We start from the raw sequence: 15,159 nt of genomic DNA on the forward strand, positions 1-15,159 counted from the left end.
CGTGAGGCACTTCTGTGCAGCGCGGATTGGACGAGCGGTTCGAGGCTCCAGATATCGACATCATCATAACTAATAATCTGGCTGAGATTATAATCATCCGCACCTGACAAAGGCCAACGCGCACTGCTCTGCCGAGTTGGTGACCTCTTCGGAGGCACCCAGTGATGTCGTTGGTGGTGTGGACTCTCAAGCGTGAGGTAAGGGCAATTCGTGGATGCCTTGGCACATACAGGCGATGAAGGACGTGGCACGCTGCGATAAGCGTCGGTGAGCTGTGAGCAAGCTTTGACCCGACGATTTCCGAATGGGGGAAACCCACCTATCCCGATTAATTCTACTTGAGCAGCAATGCTGGGGTAGAGTTAATTAGGTTAGGTATCACTTAGCTGAATACATAGGCTTCGTGAAGCGAACCCGGCGAACTGAAACATCTCAGTAGCTGGAGGAAAAGACATCAACCGAGATTCCGTTAGTAGTGGCGAGCGAACGCGGACCAGGCCAGTGCCTGAATTTCAACTAGTAGAAGTCTCTGGAAAGTGACGCCATAGCGGGTGACAGCCCCGTATACGAAAGTGAGAATTCAGGACTCGAGTAGGGCGGAACACGTGAAATTCTGTCTGAACATGGGGGGACCACCCTCCAAGCCTAAATACTCGTATGTGACCGATAGCGAACTAGTACCGTGAGGGAAAGGTGAAAAGCACCCCGATGAGGGGAGTGAAACAGTACCTGAAACGGATTGCCTACAAGCAGTTGGAGGGCTTTTATGGCCTGACAGCGTACCTCTTGCATAATGGGTCTGTGACTTAATGTATCAAGCAAGCTTAAGCCGATAGGTGTAGGCGCAGCGAAAGCGAGTCTGAATAGGGCGCCAGAGTTTGATGTATTAGACCCGAAACCCGGCGATCTAGGCATGACCAGGATGAAGGTGCAGTAACATGCACTGGAGGTCCGAACCGATTAACGTTGAAAAGTTACCGGATGAGTTGTGTTTAGGGGTGAAAGGCCAATCAAGCCGGGAAATAGCTGGTTCTCCGCGAAAACTATTGAGGTAGTGCCTCGCACGAACACCTTAGGGGGGTAGAGCACTGGATGGGCTAGGGGGGTCGCGAGATCTACCAAACCTAACCAAACTCCGAATACCTAAGAGTGATATGCGGGAGACAGACGGCGGGTGCTAAGGTCCGTCGTCAAAAGGGAAACAGCCCTGACCTACAGCTAAGGCCCCCAAATCGTATCTAAGTGGGAAAGCATGTGGGACTTCCAAAACAACCAGGAGGTTGGCTTAGAAGCAGCCATCCTTTAAAGAAAGCGTAACAGCTCACTGGTCTAAACAAGAGGTCCTGCGGCGAAGATGTAACGGGGCTCAAGATACGTGCCGAAGCTTAGGGTGTGCCACTTATGTGGTACGCGGTAGCGGAGCGTTCCGTAAGCCTGTGAAGCGATCTGGTAATGGGTCGTGGAGGTATCGGAAGTGCGAATGCAGACATGAGTAGCGATAAAGAGGGTGAGATGCCCTCTCGCCGAAAGACCAAGGGTTCCTGCGCAAGGCTAATCCGCGCAGGGTGAGCCGGCCCCTAAGACGAGCCCGAAGGGGGTAGTCGATGGGAACCACGTTAATATTCGTGGGCCTGGTGGTGTGTGACGGATCATGTGTGTTGTCATCCCTTATCGGATTGGGATGGCTTCGAAATGGTTCCAGGAAATAGCCCCACCGTATAGACCGTACCCGAAACCGACACAGGTGGTCAGGTAGAGTATACCAAGGCGCTTGAGAGAAGTGTCCTGAAGGAACTCGGCAAATTGCCTCCGTACCTTCGGAAGAAGGAGGCCCCTCACTATGCGCAAGCACTTTGAGGGGGCACAGGCCAGGGGGTAGCGACTGTTTAGCAAAAACACAGGGCTCTGCTAAGTCGGCTTCAAGACGACGTATAGGGCCTGACGCCTGCCCGGTGCCTGAAGGTTAAGTGGAGGGGTGCAAGCTCTGAAATGAAGCCCAGGTAAACGGCGGCCGTAACTATAACGGTCCTAAGGTAGCGAAATTCCTTGTCGGGTAAGTTCCGACCTGCACGAATGGCGTAACGACTTCCCCACTGTCTCCAGGACATGCTCAGCGAAATTGAATTCTCCGTGAAGATGCGGAGTACCCGCGGTTAGACGGAAAGACCCCGTGCACCTTTACTGCAGCTTCAGAGTGGCATTAGGGAAGAAACTGTGTAGCATAGGTGGGAGGCTTTGAAGCATCGGCGCCAGCTGATGTGGAGCCATAGGTGAAATACCACCCTGTTTGTTTCTGATGTCTAACCTCGTTCCGTAAGCCGGAACAGGGACCCTCTGTGGCGGGTAGTTTGACTGGGGCGGTCGCCTCCTAAAGAGTAACGGAGGCGCGCAATGGTGGGCTCAGGACGGTCGGAAACCGTCTGTTAGAGTGCAATGGCATAAGCCCGCCTGACTGCGAGACTGACAAGTCGAGCAGAGACGAAAGTCGGTCATAGTGATCCGGTGGTCCCTCGTGGAAGGGCCATCGCTCAACGGATAAAAGGTACGCCGGGGATAACAGGCTGATAACCCCCAAGAGCTCATATCGACGGGGTTGTTTGGCACCTCGATGTCGGCTCATCACATCCTGGGGCTGGAGCAGGTCCCAAGGGTTTGGCTGTTCGCCAATTAAAGTGGTACGTGAGCTGGGTTCAGAACGTCGCGAGACAGTTTGGTCCCTATCTGCCGTGGGCGTCGAAATTTGAGAGGAGTTGACCCTAGTACGAGAGGACCGGGTTGAACATACCTCTGGTGTACCAGTCGTTCCGCCAGGAGCGCAGCTGGGTAGCTATGTATGGACGGGATAACCGCTGAAAGCATCTAAGCGGGAAGCCTCCCTCGAGATAAGATTTCATAGAGCCGTCGGAGACCACGACGTTGATAGATCGGATGTAGAAGTGCGGTAACGCATGGAGCTAACCGATACTAATTGCTCTATTCGCGCTTGAGAGTCTCACACCATCAATGACAACACTGGGCAACCAGCTAGCCATTCGATAGTGCGGATGATTAAGACGACGCCAGATTGCCAATCCCCTCGCCGTCGAGGGATTGGTCGAATACCACTACAAACCTTGCACGGTATCGATTTTAAAACCCTCAAGCTTCGCAGCAATGCGAAACTTTGAGGGACCCAGATATGAACGCAAACGCATGTCGCACCGGCTCCATTGCCTGGTGGCTATAGCGTCGGTGTCCCACCCGATCCCATTCCGAACTCGGCCGTGAAACCCGACTGCGCCAATGGTACTATCGCTCAAGCGATGGAAGAGTAGGTCGTCGCCAGGCATTGAAGCCCGTGCAACATGCAAACACACACCATATCCAAAACCCATTCACAATTTCTCATACACTCAGTTCCGCACAACGCGGACACTCGGGCCCCATCGAAGTACCACTTCGATGGGATCTCGGCGCGGGGTGGAGCAGCCCGGTAGCTCGTCAGGCTCATAACCTGAAGGTCACAGGTTCAAATCCTGTCCCCGCAACCAACTTGATTTGCAACACCTCCGAGGTAATGACCGCGGAGGCTTTTTGCGTTTCCACTCCGGCGTAGAGCGACACCATCGAAACAAGCTGCGCGACAACCGGTCCATCGCGTCGGCGTAGACGATGTCGACGCCGCCTGCGACAACGGCAGCCAGGAGTGCCTTCTTACCGGGGCGGGTGCGCGGTAGCCGCCGATGCCGCTGCGTCTATGAAGCAGCGCACCTCCAGCCAGCCTGCGCGCATGACCTCGCGCCGGCACATCATCAGCTGCGTCTCGATCGACTGCACGTCCTGTTTGTCCGCCGAATACCGCGCATATATCTCACACCGCTTCATCTTTCCTCCATTCGTGCTTCCTGCATTCGGAACGAAGGTCATCGTGATGGTCGCCTGCCCGTTTTCGGGGCGACCTGATTCTATTGAGATTTCTACCGCTGCGCCAGGTCGCGTGCCAGCAAACGCTCGAGATCGAGCGCGAGATCGTGGAGCGGGGGGGCTGCGACGGCAGCCAAGTCACTCGGGGCGTGCGGCGTCACCACGACTCCGGCCTTCCCACATGGTTGCCGGGATGCATCGAGACGCGGCCGTTGGCTGATCTGCCGCTGTTCCTATTGGTGGAAGCCGCCCGTCCGCTTTCGGGCACCGAACGGTGGTGAACAGACGTTCATTCAGTTAGATAGGCAGCTCGCTATGCGGTTAGTTCCTAGTGAAAAGCGGTCTGTCTGCATACGGGCGGTGATCGGCACAACAGACGTTCGTTCAGATGGTGGGCAGGGGCAGCAACGGACTCTTTTCTGGTCCAATGCGGACTGGCCAGCTTAAAGCACTGAACTCACCTTAATGGCCGTTCGGTCATCGATCGTGGCCGTCTGATTACTGTTCCTCTCAAGCCGTTCGAGGGTCTGTCGGTGGTTCCGAAAGCTGCTCTCGGTTCAACGTCCTCAGGCCATGACGCGCATCGCTCCGATCGCCGGGTCGGTGCGACCGGCGCGTCCGTCGTCAAGCTTGCCGGCGAAGCGGCGCAGGAAATGCGGATCGCTCTCTGTCGTGATGGTGAGATCGTACCAATGGTCGCTGCGCGCAACGGACCAGTGATCGGCGACGCTCTGGTGCGGCGGCACCACGATGCGGCGATGCCGTGCGCCGGTAGTGGCATAGGGCTCGGCGAGCGTCGTCTCGAACACCAGTGGGGTCGAACCGCGATTGCTCATGGTTAGCGTGACCATCGCGGCATCCGGTCGACCAGCGAGCGTCACCTCGGCCAGCGCGGCGTTCGGCGTCAGTGCGGTCGCATGGCGGTACAGCAGGCCGTTCGGGCCACGTACGCTCAGATCCAGCCGCGCCGGCGCCGCGCCCGCGTCGTGCCACTCCTCGTTGGCGATGCGATCCCCCGGCACCGACCGTGTAGTTCCAGGGCGCCTTCACATCGAGATTGTCATGGACAGTGAACGTCGCGCCCGCCGTGCCGCGATTGATCAGATCGATCCGCAGCTTGCCCGCGTCGGTCAGCCTCCCGCTGACATCCAGCCGATAAGGTAGCGCGCGTTGCGGACGCTGACCGGCCATCTGCTGCGTGGCGGCCTGGATCCGTGGGATCGCGTTCAACCGGCCAGCCGCCGATTGCGCGATGCGGGCGCGGAAGTCGTTCGTCGCCGGAAGCTTCAGCGCGGCGGTATCGGCGTGCCGCCGCGTGAAATCGAACGCCGAGGTGAGGTCGCCGCAGACCGAGCGTCGCCACGCGCTGATGTTCGGCTCGCGCACGCCGAAGCGCTGTTCCATGAAGCGCAGCGTCGACGTGTGGTCGAACAGTTCGGAGCAGACGAAGCCGCCGCGGCTCCACGGCGAGACGATGGTCGTCGGCGTACGGATTCCGAGGCCGATCGGGTGGGCGCCGGGATAGCGCAGATCGTCCTCGGCGGGATGATCGCCATAATCCTTGGTTTCGCCGTCGAGCGGCACCGTGCTGCGGCCGCGATAGCCGGCGACCGGTGGTACCGGCGGCGGCATGTGATCGTAGAAACCTCCGGCTTCGTCGTAATTGACGATGAACACGGTTTTGGCGAACACCTCGGGATGATCGACCAGCGCCTCGATCAGTGCGGCGCAGACATGCTCGCCCTTGGACGGCTCGGCCTGGGGGGTGCTCCGAAACGTCGGCGGCGGTGACGATCCACGAAACCTTCGGTAGCGTGCCGGCGGCAACGTCGCGGCGGAAGGCGGCGACGAGCTGTTCGCCGTCGGACCGGGTGCGATCGGGACCGTCGCGATGCTCGCTCACCCAGGACCTGCCGCGGCGGTAGAGTTGGGAATCCTTGGCGCAGTGGCGGAAGGCCGGGAAGACCGAGAGCAGGTTGTCGCCGAAATTGTCGTATTCCTGATAGACTTTCCAGGTGACGCCCGCCGCCTGGAGCCGCTCGGCATAGGTGGTCCAGTGATAGGCGTCGGCGCGCAGCGGCTTGTCCCGTGTCATGTCGGCGCTGGGCGTTTCGTCCTCGCCGTAGTTGCTCATCTCGGGATCGCCGCCGACCGTCCCGCCACCGTTGCACCCGGTGAAGGCGTGCAATCGATTGGGATAGGTCTGCGTCATCGTCGAGCTGTGATAGGCGTCGCACACGGTGAAGGCATCGGCGAGCGCATAGTAGAACGGCAAGTCGCCCGCGGTATAATGCAGCATCCGCTTGTGCAATTCGCCGGTCAGGCCCCAGCGATCGTAACGGCCGCGATGAAAGATGCCGACATTGTCCTGATGCGACTGGCCCGAGCCGTCGACCTTGAACGAACGGCTGATCTTCGAATCTCCGTGGAAGGGCAGCACATAGCCGTCGGGATGTTCCATCGACGGTTGCGCCCATACCGTGCGGCCGCCCGCGACCGGCAGCGGGCGCGGATCGCCGAAGCCGCGAACCCCGTTCAACATGCCGAAATAGTGATCGAACGATCGGTTTTCCTGCATGAACACGACGATATGCTCGACATCCTCGATCGAGCCGCGGGCGTTGTGCGGCGCGATCGCCAGCGCGCGGTCGATCAGGCCCGGAAACATCGACGCAGTTGCGGCGACGCCGGCCGTGCGCAGGAAATCGCGGCGGTTGGAGGAAGTCATGATCGGTCCTTAAATGCGGCGTCGCTGGCGATACGATCTTGTTGGTCTAGTCCAGTTGCGCTACAAAAACGGTGACAGGGCGAGGCGACGCGGCAGTTTGCGGCGCGCGCGCATGCGGAGTTTGCAATGTCTGACATCGTCGATCGTATCTTCGCCACGTTCGTGCGGCACGGCCAGGAAAGCTATGGCGAGGATGTCACCCAGCTCCAGCATGCGCTGCAGGCCGCCGAGCTGGCGCGGCTGGACAACGCGTCCGATGCGCTGATCGCGGCCGCGCTGTTGCACGATATCGGCCAGTTCGTCGGCGGCGCAGGCGACGCGGCGGAAGACCATGCGCGCGATGGGCAGCATGAGGAGCTCGGTGCGGCGTTGCTGGCAGAGCATTTTAGGCCGGATGTGACCGGAGCCGGTCCGGCTGCATGTCGCGGCCAAGCGCTACCTCGCGACCACGCGGGCCGGGTACATCGACGAACTGAGCGGCGCATCGCGCCTGAGCTTCGCGTTGCAGGGGTGGCGTGATGTCGGCGACCGAACTGGCAGCGTTCGAGCATAACCCGCATTTCGAGGCGGCGGTTCGCCTGCGGCTCTATGACGATGGCGGCAAACGCGTCGACTGGGACGTGCCGTCGCTGGAAAGCTATCGGCCGTTGCTCGTCGCGCTTGGCAGCCAGGTCCAGCGCCTCGCTTGACCGGGGCAGGGGCGCGCTGGCATCGTCGGCACGCAGCGAGAAGGCAGCGGATGGCGACGGCGAGCAAGACTGACGACTTCCTCTTCGCGCCGAGCGAAGAGGCTCCCGGCCCGCAATATCTCGCGTTGCGCAATCGTATCGCCGAGGGGATCGCGCGCGGTCGGCTGGCGCCCGGCGTGCGGCTGCCGTCCGAGCGGCAGCTTCAGCTCAACACCGGCGCGGCGCGCGGCACAATCCGCGAAGCGCTGGCGCAGCTGGAGGCCGAGGGGCTGGTCTATCGGCGCGATCGCAGCGGCTGGTACGTCTCCCCGCCCGCGGTGACCTACGATCCGACGCGCTGGGCCGGGTTCATGAGCTATGTGGCGGAGCAGGGGCGGGCGCCCGCCACCGAGACGCTCGCGAAGGAAACCGCGCCTGCCACGCCCTCTCTCGCCGACATCTTTCGCGTGTCGCCGGGCACGCCGCTTTACGACATCACGCGTCGACGCTCGATCGATGGGCGGACCGTGCTGATCGAGCGGATCATGGTCGATCCGGCGCTGGCGCCCGGGTTGCTGGCGCACCCGCTCGACGGGTCGCTGACGCGGATCCTGGCCGAGCAGTATGACCTGACGGTGGCGCGCAACCGCATCGACATGAAGCCGTGCGCGCTGACCGGTGCGACGGCGGATGCACTGGGCGTGAAGCCGGGTACGCCGGGCCTGCTGGTGGTGCGCAGCAGTTTCGACGCGGCGGGTCGGGTCGTCGAATACGATCAGGAATATTGGCGACACGACGCGATCCGCGTGCATGTCGATCTGGCCGTGCGCGAGCGCGTGGGGGCGAGCGTGGTGGAATAAGGTCGTTCGATGCGGCCTATGCAGCGGCGGCGTCGTCTGTAAGCAGCTGTTGCAAAACGCGTTTTTCGAGCACTAGCAGCGCGGCGGCACCGTTGGTACGTGCGACGAGCCCGTCGGCAAGCGGGGCGGCGCCGGCGTGCACCGCGCTGGCCAGGCGCAGGAACTCCGGTCGTGCGCGGCCGGCGGTGCCATGGAGCGCGCACAGCTGTCGCCAGTCGAACACGAAGCTTTCGAGAAGTCGGTCGAACCGTGTGGCGCGCGCTCTGGCGTCGGCGGTGTCTATGGCAACGGTGACTTCAGCGCGCAGGTCGTCGATCAGCAACTGCACCTCTGCGGCGGGCATCACCGGTGCGCGCTGGTCGCCTTCGGTCAGCAGCCTGGGCTTGCTCTGCGGGTTCCATGCGAGCGTTCGCCACTGTGCCCGGGGCGGAGGCTTTCCGCAGGCAAACTGCCAGAAGGCAGCGGTGCCGGTGGTGTCGGCGACGAGATGGACGCGCGCTTCGCTCGCCTGGTTCTCCACGCGATGCCGCCGCCAATTGTCGAAGATCCACGCTTCGCCGGCGGCCATGTGTACCGTGTCGCCGTCGCAGTGGAAGCGGACTTCCGGTCGCGTGAAGATCGGGACGTGGACGCGGACGCGCGTGTGCCAGTGATGATGTACATCGGCATGTTCGGGTACGCTTGCACCGGGGGCGAGGCGCATCAGCCGCGCGCGGCTCCACACCACGCCGAAACCGGCCAGCACCTGAAGCGCATAGGGCATCGCGTCGAGCCAGCGCGTCGGCAGCATCTGGCCGTGATGACCATCGTTTTCGGTGCCGTCGACCGTGATCAGGCGTGCGGCGCTGTTGCCCGGCACGCCGTCCGGATGAGCCGTCCAGGCCTCGACCGGCAGCGCGGCGACCTCGGCCTGCAGCCGCTCGACATCGAACAGCACGGGAAGCTGAAAAAAGGGTTGCGACAACCGCATGAGGTCAGCTCCTGTAGGTCGTCAGCGCATCGCCCAGCGCATCGCGCAGCGGGGCGAGCCAAGGCGCATAGTGGCGCCATTGCGCAAGACCCTCGCGACCGATCGGCTGGCGGACTTGTTCCGAACTGGGGGTACGAACGCTGCGCCGGGTTTCGTGGAACGTGAGGCAGGCAGGCTCGAAGGGCAGGGCGCAATGTGCGAGAAGACCTCGCACGCTGGCGTCGAGATGATCGACGACGTCTTCATACTGCACCCGCAGTACCCGCCCCGGCAACACCGCATCCCAGTGTCGCATCAGGTCGAGATACACGCGGTAGTGGTGCGCGATGTCGTCGCTGCCATAGCTGAATTCCTGGTTGGTCGTCCCGAACAGCTGTTTGAAATTGCTGAAACAGCACGCCATCGGATCGCGGCGCACGTCGATGATCGTCGCCCGCGGCAGGATCATGTGGATCAGGCCGACATGCCAGAAATTGTTCGGCATCTTGTCGATAAACACCGGCCGGCCAAGACCACGATAGGCCTTGGTCTCGGAGAGGAAGCGTTCGCCGAGCGCGCGTGCATCCGTGGCCGCTAAGTGCTGCAGAGACGCCGGATCGATAGGCAGGTCGCAGTCCGTATCGCTGCCGCATAGCTCGGCGACGTAGCGGCCGATCTCGGTCAGTTCCTGTGTGCCTTCGACGCTGGAGTGCGAGGCGAGAATCTGTTCGGTCAGCGTCGATCCCGATCGCGGCAACCCGACGATGAAGATCGGGGCAGGATCATGTGCTCCCCAATCGGCACGCTCCGCAAAGAATTGTGCGGTGAAGGTCTGCTGCAACCGATGCGCGCAGGCCTGCGCGACCTCGGGGCGATAGCGACCGGAAGCGCGCCGCAGGGAATTGCCGCGCGCGTAACTGTGCCATGATTCGGCGTATTCGGCTCGATCTTCGAGCGCCTTGCCCAGCGCGAAGCTCAGATAGATGCGGTCCATATCCTGCGCGTCCGGCTGCGCCAGGAGCGCGCGCATCTGGCTGATTTCGCCGTCGGTGAAGCGATAGGCCTTGAGGTTGGCGAGTCCGAACCATGCCACGCCATATTCGGGGCGTGCGGCCAATGCTGCGTGATAGTCGGCGATGGATTCCCGTTGCCGTCCTACGACCTTCAGCGCGTTCGCCCGCCACACGCGCAGATCGGCGGCTTCCGCATTCGACTGCGCTTCGTCGGTGAGCAGCCGCGCATAGACGTCGATCACCGGCGCATGGTCGCCAAGGCCGACACAGGCCGCCGCATAAAGTTTGAGATAGTCTCGATGGTTCGGATCGTGCGCTAGCAGGCGTTCGGCCTCCGCACGCGCTGGCAGATGCTTCTGCCGATGCAGGAGTATGGCAGCATGATCGAGCCGAGCGTCGTGATAGTCCGGCGCGCGTTCGAGCACCGATGCTAGCAGGGTCTCGGCTTCGGCCCACGCATCGCTGTCCTTGCAGATCCGCGCGAGCAAACGCAGCGCGCCGACATTGTCGCGATCCTCGCGCAGATAGTCGCGGATCACCGCCCCCGCCCGCGCCAGATCGCCGTCGGCGTACAGGCTGTTCGCCACCACCACCGCGACGGGCAACTGCTTCAGCGTCGCCAGGCTGCGCGCGGCAGCCGTCGCTTGGGCGGTGTCGCCCGCCATGCGGTACAGTTGCTCCAGCATGTCCCAGCTCGACGGCAGCGTCGGGTTGAGGCGCACCGCTTCGCGCAACGCCGCGAGGGCCGCCGGCAGGTCGCGGAGCAGGATCTGGCAATGGCCGCGCTCCTGATACAGGCGGCTGAAACGCGGATGCTCGATTTCGAGCCGTGCGAGCGTCATCAGAGCTTCGGGAACCCGGTTTTGCGCGCGGAACGCCGCCGCTTCTTGCAGCGCGGCCTCGCGGTCGATCGGGAGCGTCACCGCGCCACACCGCGGAGCAGGAATGGCGCCAGCCAGTCGGGGTCGGGTTGGTCGGCGTCGTAATATTCGAAGATCAGATGGACGCGCGCGGATCCGCCGGCATTGCTGACCCAGTGTGCGCCGAGATTGTCGACTTCCACGGCCACACCCTGCGCAAGGCGATGTTCTTCGCCGCCGAAGAAGGACGTCACCGCTTCATTGGTCAGCAGCGGCACATGGATCTTGTGCGGCCATTTCGCTGCCGGATTGGCGTCGATGTGCGGATGGATCACGCCGCCTGCCGGCATTCGCGCCAGCATCACCCGCGGGAACACGCCGCGCGCATAGCCATAGTCGCGTGTCGCCTGCGCCAGCACCGGCTCGATCACGGCACGCCACTGCGGCCAGGCGGCGCGATCGTGCGAACCGCGCCAATCGTGCGGGCTGTCGATGAAGCGGAAGACGATGTGGCGCGTGGCGTCCAGCGCCGCAAACTGGTTGGGCTTGGCGGCATTCTCCGCCTCCCACACCGCCTCGGGAATGGCCAGCACCGCTGCCCGCAACGCGCCGATATCGACCAGGCCCAGCTGGCGCACGCTCGTCGTCTTGCGCGGATTGGCGGCGGGGAGAGCGACGGTCATCGCAAACCCTCGAAAGTATAGCCAAACAGCTCCAGATCCTGCGCGTAGCGAGCGCTGACGCCGTCGATCAGCTGCCGATCGTAATAGCGATGATAGGCGTTGTGCCTGGTGCCGTTGACGCGGTCCAGCGCGCACGAGGCAATGCCGATGTGCGCGCAGATCCCATCGTATGAACCCTGCATGTCCTCGACGCGACCGACATGGTCCGTCAGTAGCGTCGTGCCGTCGTCGCCGACCAGCAGATTGGATTGCGGCTGGAACAGGATATGCCGTTCGGGCGGGTCGCCGAAGAGAAAATGATGCATCGCCTCGCGCGGCCGTTGCTCGAACACGTCGCCGCCGCCGCGCAGCATGAACGCGCAATAGGATACGAAGCGGTCGAACGGATTGCGCACGAAGGCGAACTTGAAATACGCGTCGAAAAGCGCATCGCCGAGATAGGGGCGCAACTCGCGCAGCGCGAAATGGCCGTGCTGGATCGCGGCTAACGCTGGCCACGGAAAGCGCTTGTTCACGAACAGACCGACCTGTTCGAGATCCTCCCTCCCCCATCTGCTCGCGCAGCGCCTGGCGCAGGGCATGCGTACCGGTCTTGGGCACGGCGGCAAAGATGAAGCGATGGCGGTGCGAAACGATCATCGCGCCGCATACGCAAGACAGGCGCCCCCCTCCGCAGAGAGGGGCGCGCGATCCAGCAAGGCGGCATCGTCAGAATTTGAAACCGAACCCGAGCAGGTAGGTCGTGCCGCTCTGCGTCTGATTGTACAGATAGCGGTTCTGGCCCCAGAATTGGGTTTCCTTCTGGTTGGTCAGGTTGATCGCGTTGAACGTGAGCTGCGCCGTGTCCGTGACGTTCAGATAGGCGGCCGCGTCGACATAGGTGGTAGGCTCGAAACCCCGCGTACCCGAGCTCATCACGCTGTCGCTGCGTGTCGAATAATAACGGCTGCGATGGTTCATCGACCCGCGCAGGCCCCAGAGCTTGTTCTCATAATAGAGCGTCGCGTTGTAGCTCGTCTTCGAGATGCCAGTGATCTTCTCGCCGGCATCGACATAGCTGAAATTCCGCTACCGCGCCGAGATGGTCGAACGGTGCCGGCAGGAACGAGAACTGGCTTTGCGCGGCCAGTTCGGCGCCCGTCACGGTATTCGTGCCTGCGACGTTGATCGGCGTCGAGAACTCGTCGATGATCGTGCTCGGGGTCGCGCCCGTGAGCACGCTGGGCGGCACCCCGGCATCGGCGAACGAGATGTTCTCGGCGGTCTGCGACCCGATGAAGTTGGTGATCCACTTCTTGTACACCGATGCCGACAACAGCCCCGCCTTGCCGAAATAATATTCCACGGCGGCGTCGAGCGTATTGTCCTTGTACGGCTTCAGGTTGGGATTGCCGCGCGACGCGGTGATCTTGCCACCGGCCTCGTCCTGCGACGCGGAACCTTGCGCCGCCAGCGAGCCCATGTCCGGGCGATTGAGGTTCTGCGAGGCGGCGAAGCGCAACAGGACCTCGGGGGTCAGCTCGAGCACTGCGTTCATCGCCGGCAGGACGCCGCTATATTGGCCCTTCACATCCGCGGTGCCGAGATAGGCGTAGTTGTCACCCTGGATCCAGCCGATGCTGCGGACGTCGGTGTCGTACCCGCGAACGCCGACATTGCCGCGCGCGGTCATCCCGAACAGCTGACCGTTCCAGTCGAGCTGGGCATACGCCGATTTGGTCTTTTCGGTGGTCGTGAAGACCTGCTCGATGTCCTGGATCATGCCGCCGCGGCCGCCGGGTGTCGCCTCTAGCCGGTGATATTCGTTGTACTTGGCGAAGGCCTTGTCGAAATCGCCGACCAGCCATGATCCCAAGCTGTTCTTGAACACGGTGGTGATGCCGGCGACCGGCGTCCCGCGCGTCACGGCGGTGGTGCCGTTGACGTTGCCGTCATAGAAATAGCTCGCGCCGTCCTGCTTGAAGCCATGATAGGCAACGCCCGCCCGCAGCGTGAAGGCGGGGGTTCAACTTGTAGCGCAGGTTCGCCACGCCCCTCCTTCAGCTCCGAATTATTGTAGAACGAGCGATAGTAGAAATTGTCCATCGCGTAGATCGACGGGTCGGTCAGATCGGTGTTGGGGTAGGAGAAGGCGGCGGACCGACCGTTCGTGCCGTAATCGGCGACCAGATTGCCCTTGGCACGCAGATAGAGCTTGTCGTCATACGGCGTGTCGTAGGTCGATTTTTCATAGCCGGCATGGCCGTCGATGGTGAGTCGGTCCGATGCGTCCCATTTGAACGTCAGCGCGGCCTGATTGAACGTGGATTTGTTCAGCTCGCGGCGATGTTCGCTGCCGAACGTCGCGCCGGTCGTGTCGGTCGAGGTGACGTAGTTGCTGCCGTCCCACGCCAGATTATTGATGGCCGATGCGGTCTGGAAGATCGCCGGATAGGGCTTCGCACCCGCACCGTCGAACGCGACCGAGTCGACGCCGTTGATCGGCCGCGTCGCGAGGTGGTATTCGTCGCGATGCGTGGTCAACTGGCCGCGCAGGCCGTCGAGCGTGAGCAGGAGGTTGTCCGCGGGACGCCACTGCACCGTGGCCGTGATGCCGAGCCGCTCCTGACGGCCGTTATAGGACGAAACGCGGTTGCCGTCCGCGAAATACAGGTCGCCGGAGAGGAACTTGGCTTGCTGGGCGGCGCTCAGACGCGAAATGTCGAGACCCTCGGCAACCATATCCTTCAGGTCGGACGCATCGGGCTGTGAATAGTTGTAGGTGTCGCGGCCCTGCTCGGTGGTGCGGCGCTTCGAATAGGCAGCGGATACCGCGATGCCGAAATTGTCGCCCCAATTCCTGCTGAGCAGGCCAGCTAAGCGCGGCTGCGCATCCTTGGTATATTGGTTGGTGCCGAGCTTGGCGGTTACCGCACCCCTGAGACCCTTGCCGGACTCCAGCGGCTTGGGCGTGAACAGGCCGACCGTCCCGCCCATGCCGCCCTCGGTCTGCGCGGATTCGTAGGTCTTCTCGACCTCGACGCGCTGGAACAGCTCGGAGGCGAAGATGTTGAAATCGAACGAGCGGTCGCGCGAGCGCTGGCCGCGACTGTCCTGCGCGGAATCGACGTTGCCGAGCACCTCCATGCCGTTAAGCTGGACGCGCGCGAAGTCCGAACCGAGCCCGCGTAGCGAAATGCGCCGGCCTTCGCCCGCTTCGCGCGTGATCTGCACGCCGGGCAGGCGCTGCAGCGACTCGGCCAGGTTGAGTTCGGGAAACTTCGCCATGTCCTCGGCGACGATCGCGTCCTTCTGGATGACCGCATCCTTCTTGATGCGGCGCGCGTCGCGCAGCGACCGCTGGTAGCCGGTGACGACGATTTCGTCCGCACTGCCGGCCGGCGTGTCCGCTGCCGTCTGCGCGAAGGCGGCGTGCGAATGCGTGGCGGCGATCACCGTGGCGACGGTGGCCAGCAAAAAGCTCTTCATGCTCAAGCGCCTGGCCCGAACAGGATG

At 62.4% G+C, this 15,159-nt stretch carries 12 protein-coding genes, 1 tRNA gene, 2 rRNA genes and 2 pseudogenes; 6 read left to right on the plus strand and 11 right to left on the minus strand.

Annotated features, from left to right (window positions below; translation table 11 throughout):
- The first annotated feature begins 187 nt into the window (after positions 1-187).
- The 3 genes from NHF48_RS01615 (at position 188) to NHF48_RS01625 (ending at position 3,530) form a co-directional block, all read left to right on the plus strand.
- Positions 188-2,988 (plus strand): 23S ribosomal RNA (locus NHF48_RS01615).
- A 224-nt stretch (positions 2,989-3,212) separates the two neighbouring features.
- Positions 3,213-3,327: ribosomal RNA gene (rrf, locus tag NHF48_RS01620) — 5S ribosomal RNA — on the plus strand.
- Between the two features lie 126 nt (positions 3,328-3,453).
- Positions 3,454-3,530, plus strand: a tRNA-Met gene (locus tag NHF48_RS01625).
- Between the two features lie 163 nt (positions 3,531-3,693).
- Here the strand turns inward: NHF48_RS01625 and NHF48_RS01630 are convergent.
- The 4 genes and pseudogenes from NHF48_RS01630 to NHF48_RS01645 all read right to left on the minus strand — a co-directional run.
- A complete protein-coding gene (locus NHF48_RS01630; protein ID WP_253069965.1) occupies positions 3,694-3,864 on the minus strand; it encodes a recombinase family protein in 171 nt (56 codons plus the stop codon).
- A gap of 605 nt (positions 3,865-4,469) precedes the next feature.
- Complete coding sequence (locus NHF48_RS24505; protein WP_253069966.1) at positions 4,470-4,925, minus strand: phospholipase domain-containing protein; 456 nt, start codon at positions 4,923-4,925, stop codon at positions 4,470-4,472.
- A 37-nt stretch (positions 4,926-4,962) separates the two neighbouring features.
- A pseudogene (locus NHF48_RS01640) lies at positions 4,963-5,595 on the minus strand (alkaline phosphatase family protein); the annotation flags it as partial.
- A 97-nt stretch (positions 5,596-5,692) separates the two neighbouring features.
- Positions 5,693-6,631: pseudogene (locus NHF48_RS01645) on the minus strand (alkaline phosphatase family protein); the annotation flags it as partial.
- A gap of 126 nt (positions 6,632-6,757) precedes the next feature.
- Here NHF48_RS01645 and NHF48_RS01650 point away from each other — a divergent pair.
- Genes NHF48_RS01650 through NHF48_RS01660 form a run of 3 tightly spaced genes read left to right on the plus strand, consistent with a single transcriptional unit; the run spans position 6,758 to position 8,159 of the window.
- The gene (locus tag NHF48_RS01650; RefSeq protein WP_253069967.1) at positions 6,758-7,150 is read left to right on the plus strand and encodes an HD domain-containing protein; all 393 of its coding nucleotides are present in this window, start codon (positions 6,758-6,760) and stop codon (positions 7,148-7,150) included.
- Complete coding sequence (locus tag NHF48_RS01655; protein ID WP_253069968.1) at positions 7,150-7,320, plus strand: hypothetical protein; 171 nt, start codon at positions 7,150-7,152, stop codon at positions 7,318-7,320. Before NHF48_RS01650 ends, NHF48_RS01655 begins: the two co-directional genes overlap by 1 nt.
- Before the next feature lie 50 nt (positions 7,321-7,370).
- A complete protein-coding gene (locus NHF48_RS01660; RefSeq protein ID WP_253069969.1) occupies positions 7,371-8,159 on the plus strand; it encodes a UTRA domain-containing protein in 789 nt (262 codons plus the stop codon).
- A 16-nt stretch (positions 8,160-8,175) separates the two neighbouring features.
- Here NHF48_RS01660 and NHF48_RS01665 read toward each other — a convergent pair whose 3' ends face one another.
- The 7 genes from NHF48_RS01665 to NHF48_RS01695 form a co-directional block, all read right to left on the minus strand.
- A complete protein-coding gene (locus NHF48_RS01665) occupies positions 8,176-9,129 on the minus strand; it encodes an aspartyl/asparaginyl beta-hydroxylase domain-containing protein (protein WP_253069970.1) in 954 nt (317 codons plus the stop codon).
- Between the two features lie 4 nt (positions 9,130-9,133).
- Positions 9,134-11,044 (minus strand): sulfotransferase, encoded by a 1,911-nt coding sequence (locus NHF48_RS01670; protein ID WP_253069971.1) that lies wholly within the window; start codon positions 11,042-11,044, stop codon positions 9,134-9,136.
- Positions 11,041-11,664, minus strand: coding sequence for an aspartyl/asparaginyl beta-hydroxylase domain-containing protein (locus NHF48_RS01675; RefSeq protein WP_253069972.1), 624 nt, complete (start codon positions 11,662-11,664; stop codon positions 11,041-11,043). Before NHF48_RS01675 ends, NHF48_RS01670 begins: the two co-directional genes overlap by 4 nt.
- Positions 11,661-12,179, minus strand: coding sequence for a sulfotransferase family 2 domain-containing protein (locus NHF48_RS01680; protein ID WP_253069973.1), 519 nt, complete (start codon positions 12,177-12,179; stop codon positions 11,661-11,663). Before NHF48_RS01680 ends, NHF48_RS01675 begins: the two co-directional genes overlap by 4 nt.
- A gap of 193 nt (positions 12,180-12,372) precedes the next feature.
- A complete protein-coding gene (locus NHF48_RS01685; protein WP_342454544.1) occupies positions 12,373-12,624 on the minus strand; it encodes a hypothetical protein in 252 nt (83 codons plus the stop codon).
- A gap of 28 nt (positions 12,625-12,652) precedes the next feature.
- Positions 12,653-13,654 carry a TonB-dependent receptor domain-containing protein gene (locus NHF48_RS01690; protein WP_253072311.1) on the minus strand — a complete coding sequence of 334 codons (1,002 nt, stop codon included), beginning with the start codon at positions 13,652-13,654 and terminating at the stop codon, positions 12,653-12,655.
- Positions 13,567-15,132 carry a TonB-dependent receptor plug domain-containing protein gene (locus NHF48_RS01695; protein WP_253069974.1) on the minus strand — a complete coding sequence of 522 codons (1,566 nt, stop codon included), beginning with the start codon at positions 15,130-15,132 and terminating at the stop codon, positions 13,567-13,569. The genes NHF48_RS01690 and NHF48_RS01695 overlap by 88 nt, the downstream gene beginning before the upstream one ends.
- Positions 15,133-15,159: the final 27 nt, after the last annotated feature.

It is taken from the genome of Sphingomonas sp. H160509 (assembly GCF_024124765.2).
Lineage (GTDB): Bacteria > Pseudomonadota > Alphaproteobacteria > Sphingomonadales > Sphingomonadaceae > Sphingomonas.

Coding starts and splice junctions, on each gene's coding strand:
- NHF48_RS01630 (WP_253069965.1), bottom strand. CDS start 3,864: ATGAAGCGGTGTGAGATATATGCGCGGTATTCGGCGGACAAACAGGAC.
- NHF48_RS01650 (WP_253069967.1), top strand. CDS start 6,758: ATGTCTGACATCGTCGATCGTATCTTCGCCACGTTCGTGCGGCACGGC.
- NHF48_RS01655 (WP_253069968.1), top strand. CDS start 7,150: ATGTCGGCGACCGAACTGGCAGCGTTCGAGCATAACCCGCATTTCGAG.
- NHF48_RS01660 (WP_253069969.1), top strand. CDS start 7,371: ATGGCGACGGCGAGCAAGACTGACGACTTCCTCTTCGCGCCGAGCGAA.
- NHF48_RS01665 (WP_253069970.1), bottom strand. CDS start 9,129: ATGCGGTTGTCGCAACCCTTTTTTCAGCTTCCCGTGCTGTTCGATGTC.
- NHF48_RS01675 (WP_253069972.1), bottom strand. CDS start 11,664: ATGACCGTCGCTCTCCCCGCCGCCAATCCGCGCAAGACGACGAGCGTG.
- NHF48_RS01685 (WP_342454544.1), bottom strand. CDS start 12,624: ATGAACCATCGCAGCCGTTATTATTCGACACGCAGCGACAGCGTGATG.
- NHF48_RS01695 (WP_253069974.1), bottom strand. CDS start 15,132: ATGAAGAGCTTTTTGCTGGCCACCGTCGCCACGGTGATCGCCGCCACG.